Here is a 16,525-nt window from a genome sequence, read left to right as displayed (position 1 = left end):
AGTCACATCAGGTTCGCAGCCCGCGACCGCGCTGGATCAGCGACCACGCCAGAGCATAAAACACCACGATAAACGCCACCAGCACCGCAAGGGTAAAGCCCAGCGGTACGTCGCTGATGCCGAGAAAACCGTAGCGGAACCCGCTAATCATATAGACGATAGGATTCAGCTTGGAAATCATCTGCCACACCGGCGGCAGCAGCGTCAGCGAGTAGAATACCCCGCCAAGATAGGTCAGCGGCGTCAGCACAAACGTCGGGATCAGGCTGATATCGTCAAAGGTGCGGGCAAAGACCGCATTCAGCAGGCCGGCCAGCGAGAACAGGATCGCCGTCAGCAGCAGCGTCACCGCCACCATCAGCCAGGAATGCACCTGGAAAGGCACAAAGAACAGCGAAATGGCCGTGACCAGTACGCCCACGCAGACCCCGCGCGCCACGCCGCCGCCGACGTAACCGGCGATAATCACATGCGTTGGCACCGGCGCCACCAGCAGCTCTTCGATATTGCGCTGGAACTTGGAGCTGAAAAACGACGAGGCGACGTTGGCATAGGCATTGGTGATCACCGCCATCATAATCAGACCGGGCACGATAAACTGCATATAGGTAAAGCCGTGCATTTCACCGATGCGTGAACCGATCAGATTACCGAAGATAATAAAGTACAGCGTCATGGTGATCACCGGCGGGACCAGCGTCTGGATCCAGATGCGGGCAAAGCGGTTAACCTCTTTACTCCAGATGCTCTTGAGGGCTACCCAGTATAAATGTGTCATGCTTTCTCTCCCGTGTGACCATTAACCAGGTCAACAAACAGCTCCTCAAGACGGTTCGCCTTATTACGCATACTCAGCACCTGCACGCCCTGCGCGCTCAGCTGGCTAAACACGCTGTTCAGACCCTGCTCGCGCAGCACCTCCACTTCCAGCGTTGAGGTATCCACCAGCCGATACCTGAAGCCTTCCAGCTGCGGCAGCGGGCTTTTCGCGGCCAGATCGAGGATAAAGGTTTCTGATTTAAGCTTCGCCAGCAGCCCTTTCATTGAGGTGTTCTCAACCAGCTCACCGCTCTGGATAATGCCGATATTGCGGCACAGCATTTCCGCCTCTTCCAGATAGTGGGTAGTGAGGATGATAGTGGTCCCGCGGGCGTTCAGATCCTTGAGGAAGGTCCACATCGAACGACGCAGCTCAATGTCCACCCCGGCGGTTGGCTCATCCAGGATCAGCAGCTTCGGCTCATGCATCAGCGCGCGGGCAATCATCAGGCGGCGCTTCATGCCGCCTGACAGCATACGCGCACGCTCGTTGCGCTTCTGCCAGAGGTCAAGCTGGGTCAGATACTTTTCCGCCCGCTTCACCGCTTCGCGCTTCTCCACGCCGTAATAGCCGGCCTGATCGACCACGATCTGCTGTACGGTTTCAAACTGGTTAAAGTTAAATTCCTGCGGCACCAGCCCCAGCTGGCGCTTGGCATTGACCACATCATTTTGCAGATCGTAGCCAAACACCCGTACCCGGCCGCTGGTTTTATTCACCAGCGAACTGATGATGCCAATGGTCGTGGATTTACCCGCCCCGTTGGGGCCGAGCAGCGCATAGAAATCACCCGCCTCAACCTGGAGATCGATTCCCTTGAGCGCCTGAACTCCGCCCGCGTAGGTTTTGGTCAGTTTTTCAAGTTCAAGTGCATAAGTCATAGGTAAGAAATAGCCCTTTGTATTTATCGTATCGCGTTTAGTTTCTTGTTTGCCGTTTTCAATCGCCGATCATTGCCCTATATTACCGCAACGTTTTTGTGTGTGACTGGTCGACACCATTATGAAAGATATTGAAACCCTTATCAGCAACAACCGCGAATGGTCCAGATTGCTGAAAGAGGAAGATCCCGGTTTTTTTGAACGTTTGTCCCTGGCACAAAAACCCCGTTTTCTGTGGATCGGCTGCTCCGACAGCCGCGTCCCCGCCGAGCGCCTGACCGGGCTGGAGCCCGGTGAACTTTTCGTTCACCGCAACGTGGCCAATCTGGTGATTCACACCGACCTCAACTGCCTTTCCGTCGTGCAGTACGCGGTGGAGGTGCTGGAAGTAGAGCATGTTATTATCTGCGGCCACTACGGCTGCGGTGGCGTTCAGGCGGCGGTGGAAAACCCGGAACTCGGCCTGATTAATAACTGGCTGCTGCACATTCGCGATCTCTGGTACAAACACAGTTCGCTACTGGGTGAGCTGGCGCCGGAAAAACGCTTCGATAAACTTTGCGAAATTAACGTGATTGAGCAGGTTTACAACCTTGGCCACTCAACCGTCATGCAGTCAGCGTGGAAACGCGGACAGAAGGTGACAATTCACGGCTGGGTATACGGGATCCTGGACGGCTATCTGCGCGACCTGGGCGTTACGGCCACCAACCGTGAAATTCTGGAACAGCGTTACCGCCACGGTATCGCTAACCTGCTGAACGACCCTGACCTGAATCCGTAAGCCGCGGGCAACACGCTCTCCGCCTCACTGCGATTTGCCGCACATCATATAACAGGCCGAAATTTCCGGCCTTGGTCGATTGTGCGGTGTGCACTCGCGGTCACTCAGCCCGGCTTATTCGTCCAGCATCACCACTTTGCCGATAAACGGCAGGTGGCGATAACGCTGGGCGTAGTCAATACCGTAGCCCACCACGAACTCGTCAGGGATTGAGAAGCCGACATATTCCACCGGCACCTGCACTTCACGGCGCTCCGGCTTATCCAGCAGAGTGCAGATCGCCAGCGATTTTGGTCCACGCAGGCTGAAAATTTCCCGCACTTTACTCAGCGTATTACCTGAATCGATTATATCTTCGACAATCAGCACGTCTTTGCCACGGATATCCTCATCCAGATCCTTGAGGATTTTTACATCCCGGGTGCTGGAAGTGCCGTTACCGTAGCTGGAGGCGGTCATAAAATCGACCTCGTGAGGCACATCAATGGCGCGGCACAGGTCGGCCATAAACATAAAGGATCCGCGCAGCAGGCCCACCAGCACCATGTCGCTACCGCTGTTGCGGTAGTGGTCATTGATTTGCTGGCCAAGTTCAGCAATGCGGGATTTGATCTCGGCTTCGGAGATCATTACTTCAACGGTATGTTTCATAGTTAATCGTCGATTGTTCAGGGAAAGCGGCACAGTCTAGCACATTTATCCCCCCTGACGCTCACCGTTGCGCAACGCGCGAAGTTAAATTACGCAATAGACATACAGACTGCTAAACGTAAAGATATCCATATTTTATATGGTTTTATATTTTATATATAGAACGTTAATTCATTTATCTCGCCCGGGCCACGCATGATAGTTTAGCGCGAATAATAAAAGCACCGTGCCCAATGGCAGGAGATTAAATGGCTTCCTCACATTCAAAAAAAACGCATATCGGCAACCGCGAACTGCACCCCGAAACTCAGATGCTGAACTACGGTTACGATCCGGCGCTGTCGGAAGGCGCGGTAAAACCGCCGGTATTTCTGACTTCCACTTTTGTTTTTAACAGTGCCGAAGAGGGCCGCGATTTCTTCGACTACGTTTCCGGCCGCCGTGAGCCGCCATCGGGAGAGGGAAACGGCCTGGTTTATTCGCGCTTTAATCACCCTAACAGTGAGATTGTAGAAGATCGACTGGCGGTGTATGAACGCACCGACAGTGCGGCGCTGTTCTCTTCCGGCATGTCGGCAATTTCCACCACGCTGCTGGCCTTCACCCGGCCCGGCGACACCATCCTGCACTCCCAACCGCTGTACGGCGGTACGGAAACCCTGCTGAGCAAAACCTTCGGCAATCTGAATATTTCCAGCGTGGGATTTGCCGACGGCGTGGATGAAGCTTCGGTACAGGCCGCCGCCGATAAGGCGCTGGCGCAGGGTCGCGTCTCGGTGATCCTGATTGAATCTCCGGCTAACCCGACCAACAGTCTGGTGGATATTGCGCTGATCAAACGCGTCGCGGACAGCATTGAGCAGCGCCAGAACTACCGCCCGATCGTTGCCTGTGATAACACGCTGCTGGGGCCGGTATTCTCGCGCCCCACCGAACACGGCGCGGATATCTCGCTCTATTCACTGACAAAATACGTTGGCGGCCACTCGGATCTTATCGCCGGGGCGGCGATGGGCAGCAAAGCGCTGATCCGTCAGGTGAAGGCGCTGCGTAGCGCCATCGGCACCCAGCTCGATCCGCACTCCAGCTGGATGATTGGCCGATCGCTGGAGACGCTGGCACTGCGTATGGAGCGCGCCAACGACAACGCCGCAGCGGTGGCGGAGTTTCTGCGCGGCCATCCGCAGGTGGCGCAGATCCACTATCTGCCGTTCCTTGATGCTGATTCGCCGCAGGGTAAGACCTACCGTGCCCAGTGCAGCGGTGCCGGTTCCACCTTCTCCTTTGATATTCACGGTGGTGAAGCGGCGGCGTTTAAGTTCCTCAATGCGTTGCAGCTGTTCAAGCTGGCGGTCAGCCTGGGCGGTACCGAATCCCTGGCCAGCCATCCGGCCAGCACCACCCACTCCGGCGTTCCGCTGGAGGTCCGCGACCGCATCGGCATTAAATCCACCACCATTCGTCTGTCGATCGGTATCGAGAATAAGGGCGATTTGATCGAGGATCTGCGGCTGGCGCTGCAGGGGTAACGGTTTGATGGCCAGCAGCCGGGGCGAAGTATCACTTCACTCCGGCGGCTCCAGCCATCACGCTACCGTAAAGCCCAGCATCATGCCGGTATCTTCATGCTCCAGCAGGTGGCAGTGCGCCATATAGGCGTTGGCGTTATCCGCCTTGTGATTAAAGCGCACCAGAACTTCGCTGCGCCCGCCTTCTACGTGCACCATATCCTTCCAGCCGCTGCGGTGTGGCGCTGGCGGTTTGCCGTTTTCAGACAGGATGCGGAACTGGGTGCCGTGAACGTGGAAAGGATGCATCATCATGTCGCCTTCGCCGGAGATGGTCCACTTCTCCCATACGCCCTGCTTCGCCTCAAACGCAGGCTTCTCCATATTGAATGCGACGCCGTTAATCTTGTTTCCCTGATGGAAGTCGAAAAGCGCGGCGGATTTCGCCTGTTTGCCCTTCATGTCGCCGTGACCCATTCCCGCCATCTTGCCATGGTCCATACCGCCGTGATCCATCCCGGCCATATTTCCGTGATCCATGCCCCCCATGCTGCCACGATCCTTGCCCTGCATTTTCCCGGCTGGTGCCGCTGCAGAATGGCCGCCCGTCGCGCCAGCCATCCCGTGCGCGGACATATCCATTCCCGCCATCGCCGCGTGGCCGTATTGATCCATCAGCGCCTGCATGCCGCGGCGATCGAGTTCAGGATCCATCATCAGCTGCAGCCAGCGAGTGTCAGTGGCCTGCGGCACGGCTACGGCGGGTATTTCCACCAGTTTGTCAGGCAGGGTACCGCTGGCCATCACCCGCAGCGGATTGATCGACAGTACCGGCAGCGGCTGGTCAAACGGCGTCAGCGTCATACCCATCTGGCGCACCGGCAGCGTTTGCAGGTCAAACGGCTTACCGTCGGAGGTATCCACCAGCACCTCGAAGCGTTCACCCGGCATCATCGGCAGCTCGCTGAGTTTGACCGGCTCCGCCAGCAGCCCGCCGTCGCTGGCAATCACATACATCGGACGGCTGTCGCTGGTGGTCAGCTTCAGCGATCGGGCATTGCAGCCGTTGAGCAGGCGCAGGCGCAGCCAGCCGCGCGGCACGCCGTGCTGCGGATAAATCGCGCCGTTGGTCAGCAGCGTATCGCCGAACCAGCCCACCGCCGCGTCCATCACATCCAGCCGGTAGTCAATTTTGCTGCCGTCTTCGGTCAGGCGTTTATCCTGCAGGATCACCGGAATGTCATCCACACCCCACTGTTTTGGCAGCAGGAGTTTGCCGCTTTCGGGATCGTTGATCAGTACCAGGCCCGCCAGTCCCTGCGCGACCTGATAGCCAGTACGGCCGTGCTGGTGAGGGTGGAACCAGCAGGTGGCGGCGGGCTGATCCGGGGTAAAGCTGACGCTGCGCTGCTGCCCCGGTTCAATCCTCGCCTGCGGCCCGCCGTCGACCTCTCCCGGGATCTCCAGCCCGTGCCAGTGAACGGTGGTCGCGTCGGGCAGGCGGTTGAAGATATTGACGCGGACTTCTTTGCCGCGATCCAGCTGGATCGCCGGACCAAGCAGGCCGCCGTTATAGCCCCAGGTAGGCACGTCTTTTCCCCGCCAGTGGCTGGTGCCCTGCTGTGCCACGAGTTTAATTTCACCACGCGCATCGGGCAGCAGCAGGGCGGGAACGGGTAATAAAGGGCGCTGCTCAGCCGCCATCAGCGAACGGCTCCACAGCGGCAGAGCGCTGGCTGCGCCAAGAGCGGCGCTTAATTTTATAAAATCACGACGTTGCATCATCCATTCCTTTTGTCAGATGTCGAAAATACAGCCAGCATAAACCCTTCCCCAGCGGGAAGGTCAAGCCGCGATAAAAAATGCGAAAACAAGTTATCGCTGTCTTTATAAGGCAAAAGGGGCTGGCACCCGGCCTGAACTGTGCTAACGTCTGCTCATTGCACACGAATGAGAACAACTATGAAGAAAAGCATCAAGGCTCTGTTGCTGCTGGGGCTTTTTGGCTTCTCCTCTACCAGTTTCGCCCTGAGCGAATCGGAAGCAGAAGATTTGGCCGACTTAACCGCCGTATTTGTTTATCTGAAAAATGATTGTGGCTACCAGGATCTTCCGGACGGGCAGGTACGTCGGGCACTGATGTTTTACGCGCAGCAGAATCGCTGGGATCTGAGTAATTACAACAGCTTCAATATGAAATCCCTCGGCGAGGACAGCTATCGCGACCTGAGTGGCATTGCCATTCCAAACGATACCAAGTGCAAATCGCTGGCCCGCGACTCCCTGAGCCTGCTTGCCTACGTCAGATAACGCCCTGCCGTTCCCCCTCCCCGCGTCCGAATTGACCGTGCAACCACGGTCAGAAATCGCTATTCTGTTGCCCCCATTTTTCGTGGCTGTTATGAGGAGAAAACCCCACCATGGCCGATAAAGAAATGTGGTATGAAACCCTTCATGCCGGATTCGGACAGTATTTTTCTGTCGATAACGTACTGTATCGCGAACAGACCGAGCACCAGGATCTGATTATCTTTGAGAATACCGCGCTGGGCCGCGTGATGGCGTTGGACGGCGTGGTACAAACCACCGAACGCGATGAGTTCATTTATCATGAGATGATGACCCATATCCCTCTGCTGGCCCACGGCGCGGCGGAGAGCGTGCTGATCATCGGCGGCGGCGATGGCGCCATGCTGCGTGAAGTGAGCCGCCATCCGAACATCAAAAAAATCACCATGGTCGAGATCGATGCCGGGGTAGTGACGTTCTGCAAACAGTATCTGCCGAACCACAGCCAGGGCGCCTATGACGATCCGCGCTTTACGCTGGTGATTGACGACGGCGTGAATTTCGTTCAGCAGACGACTGAAAAGTTTGACGTGATTATCTCTGACTGCACCGACCCGATTGGTCCGGGAGAGAGCCTGTTCACCTCAGAATTTTATGAGGGCTGCCACCGCTGCCTTAATGAAAATGGCATCTTCGTGGCGCAGAATGGCGTCTGCTTCCTGCAGCAGGATGAAGCGGTCAACAGCCATCGCAAACTCGGCCACTATTTTAAAGACGTCAGCTTCTATCAGGCGGCGGTACCGACCTACTACGGCGGCATTATGACCTTTGCCTGGGCCAGCGATAACCCGGCGCTGCGCCAGCTGGATGCAACGACGATTGCCTCGCGCTTTGCTGATTCCGGGCTGATATGTCGCTACTACAATCCGGCAATCCACGTGGGCAGTTTTGCTCTGCCACAATATTTATTAAATGCGCTGGCCAGCTGACCGCGCATTTTAAGGGGGTGAACGAAATTGCAAAAGCTTAAACTACATGGCTTCAACAACCTGACGAAAAGCCTGAGTTTTTGTATCTACGATATCTGCTACGCGAACACAGAAGCTGAACGCGACGGATATATTGCGTACATTGATGAGCAGTACAACGCCAACCGTCTGACGGAAATTCTTAGCGAGACCTGCTCGATTATCGGCGCCAACGTGCTGAATATTGCCCGCCAGGACTACGAGCCACAGGGCGCCAGCGTAACGATTCTGGTCAGCGAAGAGCCGATCGATCCGCGCGATATTGACACCTCCGAGCATCCCGGCCCGCTGCCGAACTCGGTGGTCGCCCATCTGGATAAGAGCCACATCTGCGTGCATACCTATCCGGAAAGCCATCCGGAAGGCGGCCTGTGTACCTTCCGCGCCGATATCGAAGTGTCTACCTGCGGGGTGATTTCGCCGCTGAAAGCGCTGAACTACCTGATTCACCAGCTGGAATCCGATATTGTCACCATCGACTATCGCGTGCGCGGTTTCACCCGCGACGTGAACGGGGTGAAACACTTTATCGACCACGAGATCAACTCAATCCAGAACTTTATGTCCGACGACATGAAAGGGATGTATGACATGATGGACGTGAACGTCTATCAGGAAAATATGTTCCATACCAAGATGCTGCTGAAGGATTTCGATCTCCGTCACTACCTGTTTAACACCCAACCTGACGATCTCAGCCCGCAGGAGCACAAGCGGATCACCGATCTGCTGTGGAAAGAGATGCGTGAGATTTACTACGGACGCAATATTCCGTCGGTGGGGTTAAAAACCTCGTAGTGATGCAGAAATAAAATGAACCAGCCAGCGAATAGCGACCGATTAAGCGCGGTCGTGCTGGCTGTTTTTTTAACGCGGCCGTTGTCTGCGAAAGTCATTAGCCGGTTTCTCAACCTGTACGCCTTCTCCTTCCAACGGGCCACTGCAAGCCCGCCTTAAAAAACCAGCGTTTAGCGCCCCTGCAGAAACGCCCGGTATGCGGCAATCACCGCCAGAAAATCCTCTACGCCACAAAAAGACAGGCTCTCTTCGTCGTAGTAGTTCATTCCCTCTTCCATCTCGTCACCTTCAAAACCGAGCTGGTTTGAACGAACGATCACCTCTTCCTCATCCAGCCACAGGGTGTATTCACGCCCCACGCGCTGCCACTGACGCTCGCTGCCCTTCACGCTGGCAACGGCGGCTTCCACCTCATCCAGCAGCGCCAGATTCTTTTCATCCACCTCATCGTTGAACCAGTGGCCTACGGCCTCGTGCCCCATCGACATGCGAACCTTCACCACTCCGGTGATATCGCGTAAAAATTCATATTCCATCGTGTTCCCCTCCCGGCAGACGAACTGCGCATGCTCAAGGCTATTCTGCGCCTCTGCCCGGATAATACTGAGCATCAGCCCGCATTATCGCAGCCCGGCGGGGGAAAAGCAGCAATATAGACGACGGTTGCGTCCGCAACGGCGCTGGAGCACTGTCACGCTTAACGATTTCCTCCCGTTGCTGCCAGCAGCAGCCCAAAAACAACCAGCAGACCGCCGAATACCCGGTCAATCCAGTGGCGCACGGCCAGCAGTCGCTCACGCACCGCTCCCGCCGAAAAGCCCAGCGCCACCAGGCTAAACCAGGCCATATGCGCCACTGAGATAAACGCGCCATAGCCGATCTGCACCGCCAGCGGCGTTTCGGGGCCGACCACCTGCATAAACAGGCTGACGATGAAGATCGTGGTTTTCGGGTTGAGGACGTTGGTCAGAAAGCCGGTGCGCATTGCCGCAATGTCCGACAGCGGTATCACCCGGCGGTCAACCGGGGTGCCGCCTGCGCGGGAGCGCAGCATCTTAACGCCGAGATACACCAGCCATACGGCGCCCACCAGTTTGATGGTATTAAACAGCCACAGCGACTGCTGGATAAGCAGCCCGACGCCGACCAGCGTATAGGTCACGTGGACCAGCACGCCCAGGCCAATCCCCAGCGCGGTCAGCACGCCCGCCCGGCGCGACAGCATCAGGCTGTTGCGCGTGACCATCGCGAAATCCGGCCCGGGGCTGATGACAGCCAGCAAAGTAATGGTGATTACAGCTATCAGTTCGGTCATGAGTTATCCTGTCAGAAACCAGTTAATTTTCACGATAATACCGACAGGTTGATTGGGTGAATAACGATGATTTCTGACATTAACGGTGAGTCTGCATCACCATTAAACGACGAGCGCCTGCCCTCGCTGCTGGCGCTGCGCTGCTTCGAGGCCGCCGCCAGGCAGGAAAATTTCAGCCGTGCCGCCACTGAACTGCACCTGACGCACGGTGCGGTCAGCCGTGCGGTGCGCCTGCTGGAGGACGAGCTGGGCGTGGCGCTTTTCGAGCGCCGCAGCCGACGCGTATTCCTCACAGATGCGGGCCGCACGCTGGCCAGGGCCGTTGCTGAAGGGATGGATCTGATGCGCCAGGCGGTCAGCGAACTGCGTGCCAGCCAGCAGCGGCAGTGGGTGCTGTCCTGCGAGCCAACGCTGCTGATGCGCTGGCTGATCCCCCGCTGGTCAGATTTTCAGGCCCGCCATCCGGACATCGATGTTCATCTCGTTGCCGGCGGTGGCCCGTTCTCTTTTGCCAGCGGCATCGATCTGGCCATCCGCCGCAGCGATTTTCCGCTACCGGGGAGCTATCACGCCGAAACGCTGTTTGCTGAAAAGGTCGGCCCGGTCTGCCGCACGGATAAAGCGGCGAGCTGGTTCAACGTGAAGCAGCGTAATGCCGCACTCAGAATCGATGCGCCCCGCCTGCATACGCGTACCCGACCCGGTGCGTGGCAGGAATGGGCGGCAGCGGTGGGTTATCCCCCTGTTGATCGCGCGGGGCAGACTTTCGATCACTTCTATTTCAGCCTGCAGGCCGCCGTGGCGGGCCTGGGCGTGGCCATCGGCCCGTGGCACCTGGTGCGCGACGATGTGGAGAGCGGCGTGCTGAGCGCACCATCAGGTTTTGTTGAGGATGGTTCACACTACTGCCTGCTGTCGCCAAAGCCCCTCGTGCCGGGCAGCCCGCAGGCGGAGCTTCTGGCATGGCTGAAATTGCAGGCATGAAGGTGGGTGTTTAAGACGGGTAATAAAAAAAGAGCCGACCAGCGGCTCTTTTTAACGGGGCAATGCTTATCCATTTCTGTCTGAAGCATCACCCATCTGAAAGATTTTTACCGATGACGATCGGAAAAATCCTCTCTCTCAGCGTTCTCAGACCGCAGTCTGGAAAATCACGCCGTCAGCTTTGTCAGTGTACTGGCTCAGCTGGTCGAAGTTCAGATAACGGTAGGTATCCACGGCGGTTTTATCCACCTGGTCCATAAACTTCAGGTACTCTTCCGGCGTCGGCAGCTTGCCCAGCAGGGAAGCAACCGCAGCCAGCTCGGCGGAGGCCAGGAACACGTTAGCACCGTTACCGAGGCGGTTCGGGAAGTTACGCGTTGAGGTCGATACCACCGTTGCGCCATCTTTCACGCGCGCCTGGTTACCCATGCACAGTGAACAGCCCGGGATTTCGATACGTGCACCGCTCTTACCGAAGACGCTGTAGTAGCCCTCTTCGGTCAGCTGCGCGGCATCCATCTTGGTTGGCGGAGCCACCCACAGACGGGTTGGCAGCTGCCCCTTATGGGCATCCAACAGTTTACCGGCGGCACGGAAGTGACCGATGTTGGTCATGCACGAACCGATGAAGACCTCATCGATCTTCTCGCCCTGCACGTCAGACAACAGGCGGGCATCGTCCGGGTCGTTTGGCGCACACAGGATTGGCTCTTTGATATCCGCCAGATCGATGTCGATCACCGCCGCGTATTCTGCGTCAGCATCGGCTTCCAGCAGCTGCGGATCGGCCAGCCATTTTTGCATGCCCTCTACGCGGCGCTCCAGGGTACGACGATCGCCGTAGCCTTCAGAGATCATCCACTTCAGCAGCACGATGTTGGACTGCAGATACTCAACGATCGGCTCTTTATCCAGCTTAATGGTACAACCGGCGGCAGAACGCTCTGCTGAAGCATCGGTCAGCTCAAATGCCTGCTCAACTTTCAGCTTAGGCAGGCCTTCGATTTCCAGCACGCGACCGGAGAAGATGTTTTTCTTACCTTTCTTCTCGACGGTCAGCAGGCCCGCTTTGATCGCGTACAGCGGAATAGCGTGAACCAGATCGCGCAGGGTGATACCCGGCTGCATTTCGCCTTTAAAGCGCACCAGCACCGACTCAGGCATATCCAGCGGCATTACGCCGGTCGCTGCGGCAAACGCCACCAGACCAGAACCCGCCGGGAAGGAAATACCGATTGGGAAACGGGTGTGGGAGTCACCGCCGGTACCGACGGTATCCGGCAGCAGCATACGGTTCAGCCAGCTGTGGATAACGCCGTCGCCCGGACGCAGCGACACGCCGCCGCGGTTCATGATGAAGTCCGGCAGAGTGTGGTGAGTGGTCACGTCAACCGGCTTAGGATAAGCGGCGGTATGACAGAATGACTGCATCACCAGATCGGCTGAGAAGCCCAGACAGGCCAGGTCTTTCAGCTCGTCGCGGGTCATCGGGCCGGTGGTATCCTGAGAACCCACGGAGGTCATTTTCGGTTCGCAGTAAGCGCCCGGACGGATACCTTCCACGCCGCAGGCGCGGCCAACCATTTTCTGCGCCAGTGAGTATCCACGGGTGCTGGCAGCCACATCTTTCGCCTGAACAAACACATCGCTGTGCGGCAGGTTAAGAGATTCGCGGGCTTTTGAGGTCAGGCCACGGCCGATAATCAGCGGGATACGACCACCGGCACGCACTTCATCCAGCAGCACGTCGGTTTTCAGCTCGAAGTTTGCCAGCAGCTCGTCGGTTTCGTGATTACGCACTTCGCCTTTGTAAGGGAAGATATCGATCACGTCGCCCATATTCAGCTTATCAACATCCACTTCGATCGGCAGCGCACCGGCATCTTCCATCGTGTTAAAGAAGATTGGTGCGATTTTGCCGCCGAGGCACACGCCGCCGCCCTTCTTGTTAGGCACGTAAGGAATGTCGTCGCCCATAAACCACAGCACCGAGTTGGTGGCGGATTTACGCGATGAACCGGTACCGACCACGTCACCAACGTAGGTCAGCGGGAAGCCTTTTTTCTGTAATTCTTCGATCTGTTTGATCGGTCCAACGTTGCCGGCATCGTCGGGTACAATGCCATCACGTTCGATTTTCAACATCGCCAGCGCGTGCAGTGGAATATCCGGGCGAGACCATGCATCCGGTGCCGGAGAGAGGTCATCGGTATTGGTTTCGCCGGTCACTTTAAACACGGTTACGGTGATTTTTTCTGCCAGTTTAGGACGCTTCAGGAACCACTCGGCGTCAGCCCACGACTGAATAATTTTTTTCGCGTGTGGGTTGCCCGCTTTGGCTTTCTCTTCAACATCATAGAAGTTGTCGAACATCAGCAGCGTGTGGGAAAGCGCTTCTGCGGCAATCGGAGCCAGCTTTTCTTCATCCAGAGCTTCAATCAGCGCATGGATGTTGTAGCCGCCCTGCATGGTGCCGAGCAGTTCAATTGCTTTTTCAGGAGTTACCAGAGGGGAGGTAGCTTCGCCTTTCGCGACAGCGGCCAGGAAACCGGCTTTAACATAGGCCGCTTCATCTACACCCGGCGGGACTCGATTGATCAACAGGTCTGACAGGAATTCTTCTTCACCCGCTGGAGGGGCTTTTAGCAGTTCAACCAGCGCGGCCATTTGGGAAGCATCTAACGGTTTAGGAACGATCCCCTGGGCAGCACGCTCGGCAACGTGCTTACGGTATTCTTCTAGCACGACGTTCTCCTCGCTCTCATTGTATATGGCATCCCGGGTCACCCAAGTCACCGCTATTAGTGATAACCATCCGTGTGTAGGGTAAGGCGCCCGGTTCCGCGTGGGGCAGCATAGCAGGATTTCGGTCGCATGTTAATCTGTTTACAAATAAGCAACATTATTTGCGAGGCGCGTCAACCCCGGTTAAGCGGTTTTTTATAGCATTCCACACTAGTCAGAAGGTTAATGTTTAGTTTTTATTCTGTTAGCCGAGCGATATAGCGGCATATCATCCAGGCATTAATCTTTATCTCTTTTAAATCAGCGCGAGAAATCGTCACGTTTTCGCACTGGTTGATAACCTGAGATTCAGGTTGGGGGCTGATGTTGGCTGGTATTGGCTGGCGGTTCGGTGCCCGAGCGGGCTGGCTGTGGCCCCTGCCGGGCTGGTCCTCGCGCAGCTTCGCGGTGCCCTCACTTCGTTCGTCAGCCTGTCGGACCGGCACTGCGCTGGCTGGCGGTTCGGTGCCCGAGCTGGCTGGCTGTGGCTCCTGCCGGGCTGGTCCTCGCGCCGCTTCGCGGTGCCCTCACTTCGTTCGTCAGCCGGCCGGACCGCCACAGACGCGCGTCCTGCGCGGCTGTGCCTTTCGGCCACTTCCCTGTGGCTGAATCCTGGCTTCCTCGCTACGTTCAGCGCTGCGGATTGTCCGGCAGGGGCCACAGCCAGCCCGCTTTCGATAACAATGTTGCCTGTTCGCAAACACAATTCCTATACCGTTCAGGCACGGCTCGCTAAACACCATGATTCCCATGCCATTTCAGGCCGCCAGCACATTGTAAAAAGGGGTCAGCCTCTGCGGCGACCGGGCAATCCGCAGCGCTGAGGTGCAGGCAGTGGGGCCGGAGAGACCAGCAGGGATGCTGGGCTCAGGCGCGGCGCGGGCAGGACGCCCGCTCCGCGCCGATCCGCAAGGCCCGCAGCCGGAACCGAAGGCACCGCAAAGCGGCGCGAGGACCGCCCGGCCGCCGCAGAGGCTGACCCCCGATCGCCATAGCCAACTCAGCCAGACGATATTCCCGCCAGTATCCGCTGCCACGGTTTTTCATGCTCACTCTATACATTTTTACTAATTTTCGCCCACTCCCCCCGGGGTTAGGATGACGCAGGATTTAACAATTTTTAAACATCCTGTCATCTCAACATGCACCCGCGGGGGTAAACCGATGTGGACACAACAGAAGTGGCAGCAACTGGCCGGGCAACAACACTTTATTCATCAGGCCATTATCGACGGCCAGAAACAGTTATCGACCAGTGAAAAAACCTTTGCCGTTATCAATCCGGCAACAAACCGCCTGCTGGCTGCCGTCGATATCAGCGAGCAGGCCACGGTCAATCAGGCGGTGAGCGTAGCGCGGCGCTGCTTTGAACGCGGCGACTGGTCACAGCAGTCTCCCGCCTCCCGCAAGCAGGTTCTGCTGCGGCTGGCCGACCTGATTATGCAGCACGCCGATGAACTGGCGCTGCTGGACTCACTGAGCATGGGCAAAACGGTAACCGATGCCAGGGAGATTGATGTGCCGGGCGCAGCGGGCGTATTCAGATGGTACGCCGAAAGCCTGGACAAGCTGTACGGCCAGATTGCTCCCACCGCGCAGGACGCCGTCGCCATGATCACCCGCGCTCCACTCGGCGTTATCGCCGCCGTGGTGCCGTGGAATTTTCCGCTGGATATGGCGGCCTGGAAGGTTGCCCCGGCGCTGGCGGCAGGCAACAGCGTAATTCTTAAACCGGCAGAGCAGTCCCCCTTCTCCGCGCTGCGCCTCGGAGAGCTGGCGCTGGAGGCTGGCCTGCCGCCCGGAGTGCTCAGCGTGCTTCCCGGTAATGGTGACATCACCGGCAAAGCGCTCGGCCTGCACGAAGATATTGATGCGGTGGTGTTTACCGGCTCCACTCAGGTTGGAAAATACTTTATGCAGTACGCCGCGCAGTCCAACCTCAAGCAGGTCTGGCTGGAGTGCGGAGGGAAAAGCCCGAACCTGATCTTCGCTGACTGCCAGAACCTCGAACTGGCGGCAGAAAAAGCGGCCAGCGCCATCTTCTTCAATCAGGGCGAAGTCTGCTCTGCGAATTCCCGCCTGCTGGTTGAGCACAGCATTCACCAAGAATTCGTCGAACGCCTGCTGGCAAAGGCTCAGCAGTGGCAGCCGGGCGATCCGCTCGACCCCGCCAGCCGGACGGGCGCCATGGTCAGCAGTCGTCATGCCGACAGAGTGATGGGCTTTATCCAGAACGCCTGCGAACAGGGGGCAGAACTGCGCTGCGGCGGCCAGCAGCAGCGCATTAACCATTCCAGCAACTACATCCAGCCAACGATTTTCACCGGCGTCCACGCCGGCATGACGCTGGCGCAGGAAGAGGTGTTCGGTCCGGTGCTGGCGGTTATGCCTTTCGACAGTGAAGAGCAGGCGATATCCCTTGCCAACGACAGCATCTACGGGCTGGCGGCGTCACTGTGGAGCGACGATTTGAGCCGTGCACATCGCGTTGCCCAGCGGCTGAATGCCGGCACCGTTTCCGTCAATACCGTTGATGCTATCGACGCCAGCGTCCCATTCGGCGGCGGCAAACAGTCGGGTTTTGGCCGGGATCTCTCCCTGCACGCCTTCGACAAATATACCCAGCTTAAAACCACCTGGATCCAGCTGCGCCGGTGATCGCCGCACTTCACAACGGAGGACA

Annotated in this window: 14 protein-coding genes; 7 read left to right on the top strand and 7 right to left on the bottom strand. The window is 57.4% G+C overall.

The window, feature by feature from the left end; all coding sequences use genetic code 11:
* Nucleotides 1–7: 7 nt before the first annotated feature.
* A complete protein-coding gene (locus PGH32_RS19000) occupies nucleotides 8–778 on the bottom strand; it encodes an ABC transporter permease (protein ID WP_314421100.1) in 771 nt (256 codons plus the stop codon).
* Nucleotides 775–1,701 carry an ABC transporter ATP-binding protein gene (locus tag PGH32_RS18995; RefSeq protein ID WP_314421101.1) on the bottom strand — a complete coding sequence of 309 codons (927 nt, stop codon included), beginning with the start codon at nucleotides 1,699–1,701 and terminating at the stop codon, nucleotides 775–777. The genes PGH32_RS19000 and PGH32_RS18995 overlap by 4 nt, the downstream gene beginning before the upstream one ends.
* Nucleotides 1,702–1,822: 121 nt before the next feature.
* On the opposite strand from PGH32_RS18995, the gene can reads away from it, so the two are divergent.
* On the top strand, nucleotides 1,823–2,485 hold the full coding sequence (can, locus tag PGH32_RS18990) for a carbonate dehydratase (RefSeq protein ID WP_314421104.1): 663 nt from the start codon (nucleotides 1,823–1,825) through the stop codon (nucleotides 2,483–2,485).
* Nucleotides 2,486–2,599: 114 nt separating this feature from the next.
* On the opposite strand, the gene hpt is transcribed toward can, so the two are convergent.
* A complete protein-coding gene (hpt, locus tag PGH32_RS18985; RefSeq protein ID WP_123337105.1) occupies nucleotides 2,600–3,136 on the bottom strand; it encodes a hypoxanthine phosphoribosyltransferase in 537 nt (178 codons plus the stop codon).
* A 248-nt stretch (nucleotides 3,137–3,384) separates the two neighbouring features.
* Here hpt and PGH32_RS18980 point away from each other — a divergent pair, with 248 nt between their 5' ends.
* Nucleotides 3,385–4,665, top strand: a complete 1,281-nt coding sequence (locus tag PGH32_RS18980) for a cystathionine gamma-synthase family protein (protein ID WP_337894839.1) — start codon at nucleotides 3,385–3,387, stop codon at nucleotides 4,663–4,665.
* A gap of 57 nt (nucleotides 4,666–4,722) precedes the next feature.
* Here the strand turns inward: PGH32_RS18980 and cueO are convergent, their stop codons facing one another.
* Entirely contained in the window at nucleotides 4,723–6,426 is a 1,704-nt protein-coding gene (gene cueO / locus PGH32_RS18975) for a multicopper oxidase CueO (protein ID WP_337894838.1), read from the bottom strand.
* Between the two features lie 180 nt (nucleotides 6,427–6,606).
* Here cueO and PGH32_RS18970 point away from each other — a divergent pair, with 180 nt between their 5' ends.
* The 3 genes from PGH32_RS18970 to speD all read left to right on the top strand — a co-directional run bounded on the left by PGH32_RS18970 (nucleotide 6,607) and on the right by speD (nucleotide 8,759).
* Nucleotides 6,607–6,954, top strand: coding sequence for a YacC family pilotin-like protein (locus PGH32_RS18970; RefSeq protein WP_314421113.1), 348 nt, complete (start codon nucleotides 6,607–6,609; stop codon nucleotides 6,952–6,954).
* A 110-nt stretch (nucleotides 6,955–7,064) separates the two neighbouring features.
* Nucleotides 7,065–7,922: a polyamine aminopropyltransferase gene (speE, locus tag PGH32_RS18965; RefSeq protein ID WP_337894837.1), complete on the top strand. Its 858-nt coding sequence runs from the start codon at nucleotides 7,065–7,067 to the stop codon at nucleotides 7,920–7,922.
* Between the two features lie 27 nt (nucleotides 7,923–7,949).
* Nucleotides 7,950–8,759 carry an adenosylmethionine decarboxylase gene (speD, locus tag PGH32_RS18960; protein ID WP_314421120.1) on the top strand — a complete coding sequence of 270 codons (810 nt, stop codon included), beginning with the start codon at nucleotides 7,950–7,952 and terminating at the stop codon, nucleotides 8,757–8,759.
* Nucleotides 8,760–8,929: 170 nt separating this feature from the next.
* Here the strand turns inward: speD and yacL are convergent, their stop codons facing one another.
* Nucleotides 8,930–9,295 (bottom strand): protein YacL, encoded by a 366-nt coding sequence (yacL, locus tag PGH32_RS18955; protein WP_105595406.1) that lies wholly within the window; start codon nucleotides 9,293–9,295, stop codon nucleotides 8,930–8,932.
* A 161-nt stretch (nucleotides 9,296–9,456) separates the two neighbouring features.
* Nucleotides 9,457–10,074 carry a LysE family translocator gene (locus tag PGH32_RS18950; RefSeq protein ID WP_314421121.1) on the bottom strand — a complete coding sequence of 206 codons (618 nt, stop codon included), beginning with the start codon at nucleotides 10,072–10,074 and terminating at the stop codon, nucleotides 9,457–9,459.
* Nucleotides 10,075–10,140: 66 nt separating this feature from the next.
* Between PGH32_RS18950 and PGH32_RS18945 the strand changes: the two genes are divergently transcribed.
* A complete protein-coding gene (locus PGH32_RS18945) occupies nucleotides 10,141–11,058 on the top strand; it encodes a LysR family transcriptional regulator (RefSeq protein WP_337894836.1) in 918 nt (305 codons plus the stop codon).
* Nucleotides 11,059–11,205: 147 nt separating this feature from the next.
* Here the strand turns inward: PGH32_RS18945 and acnB are convergent, their stop codons facing one another.
* The gene (acnB, locus tag PGH32_RS18940) at nucleotides 11,206–13,803 is read right to left on the bottom strand and encodes a bifunctional aconitate hydratase 2/2-methylisocitrate dehydratase (protein ID WP_314421129.1); all 2,598 of its coding nucleotides are present in this window, start codon (nucleotides 13,801–13,803) and stop codon (nucleotides 11,206–11,208) included.
* 1,203 nt (nucleotides 13,804–15,006) lie between these two features.
* On the opposite strand from acnB, the gene PGH32_RS18935 reads away from it, so the two are divergent.
* Complete coding sequence (locus PGH32_RS18935; protein WP_337894835.1) at nucleotides 15,007–16,500, top strand: aldehyde dehydrogenase; 1,494 nt, start codon at nucleotides 15,007–15,009, stop codon at nucleotides 16,498–16,500.
* The last annotated feature ends 25 nt before the right edge of the window (nucleotides 16,501–16,525 follow it).

The organism is Erwinia sp. SLM-02 (genome assembly GCF_037450285.1).
Classification (GTDB): Bacteria; Pseudomonadota; Gammaproteobacteria; order Enterobacterales; family Enterobacteriaceae; genus Erwinia.
Note: the sequence above shows the minus strand (reverse complement) of the source record. Positions and strands in the feature narration are given on the sequence as shown.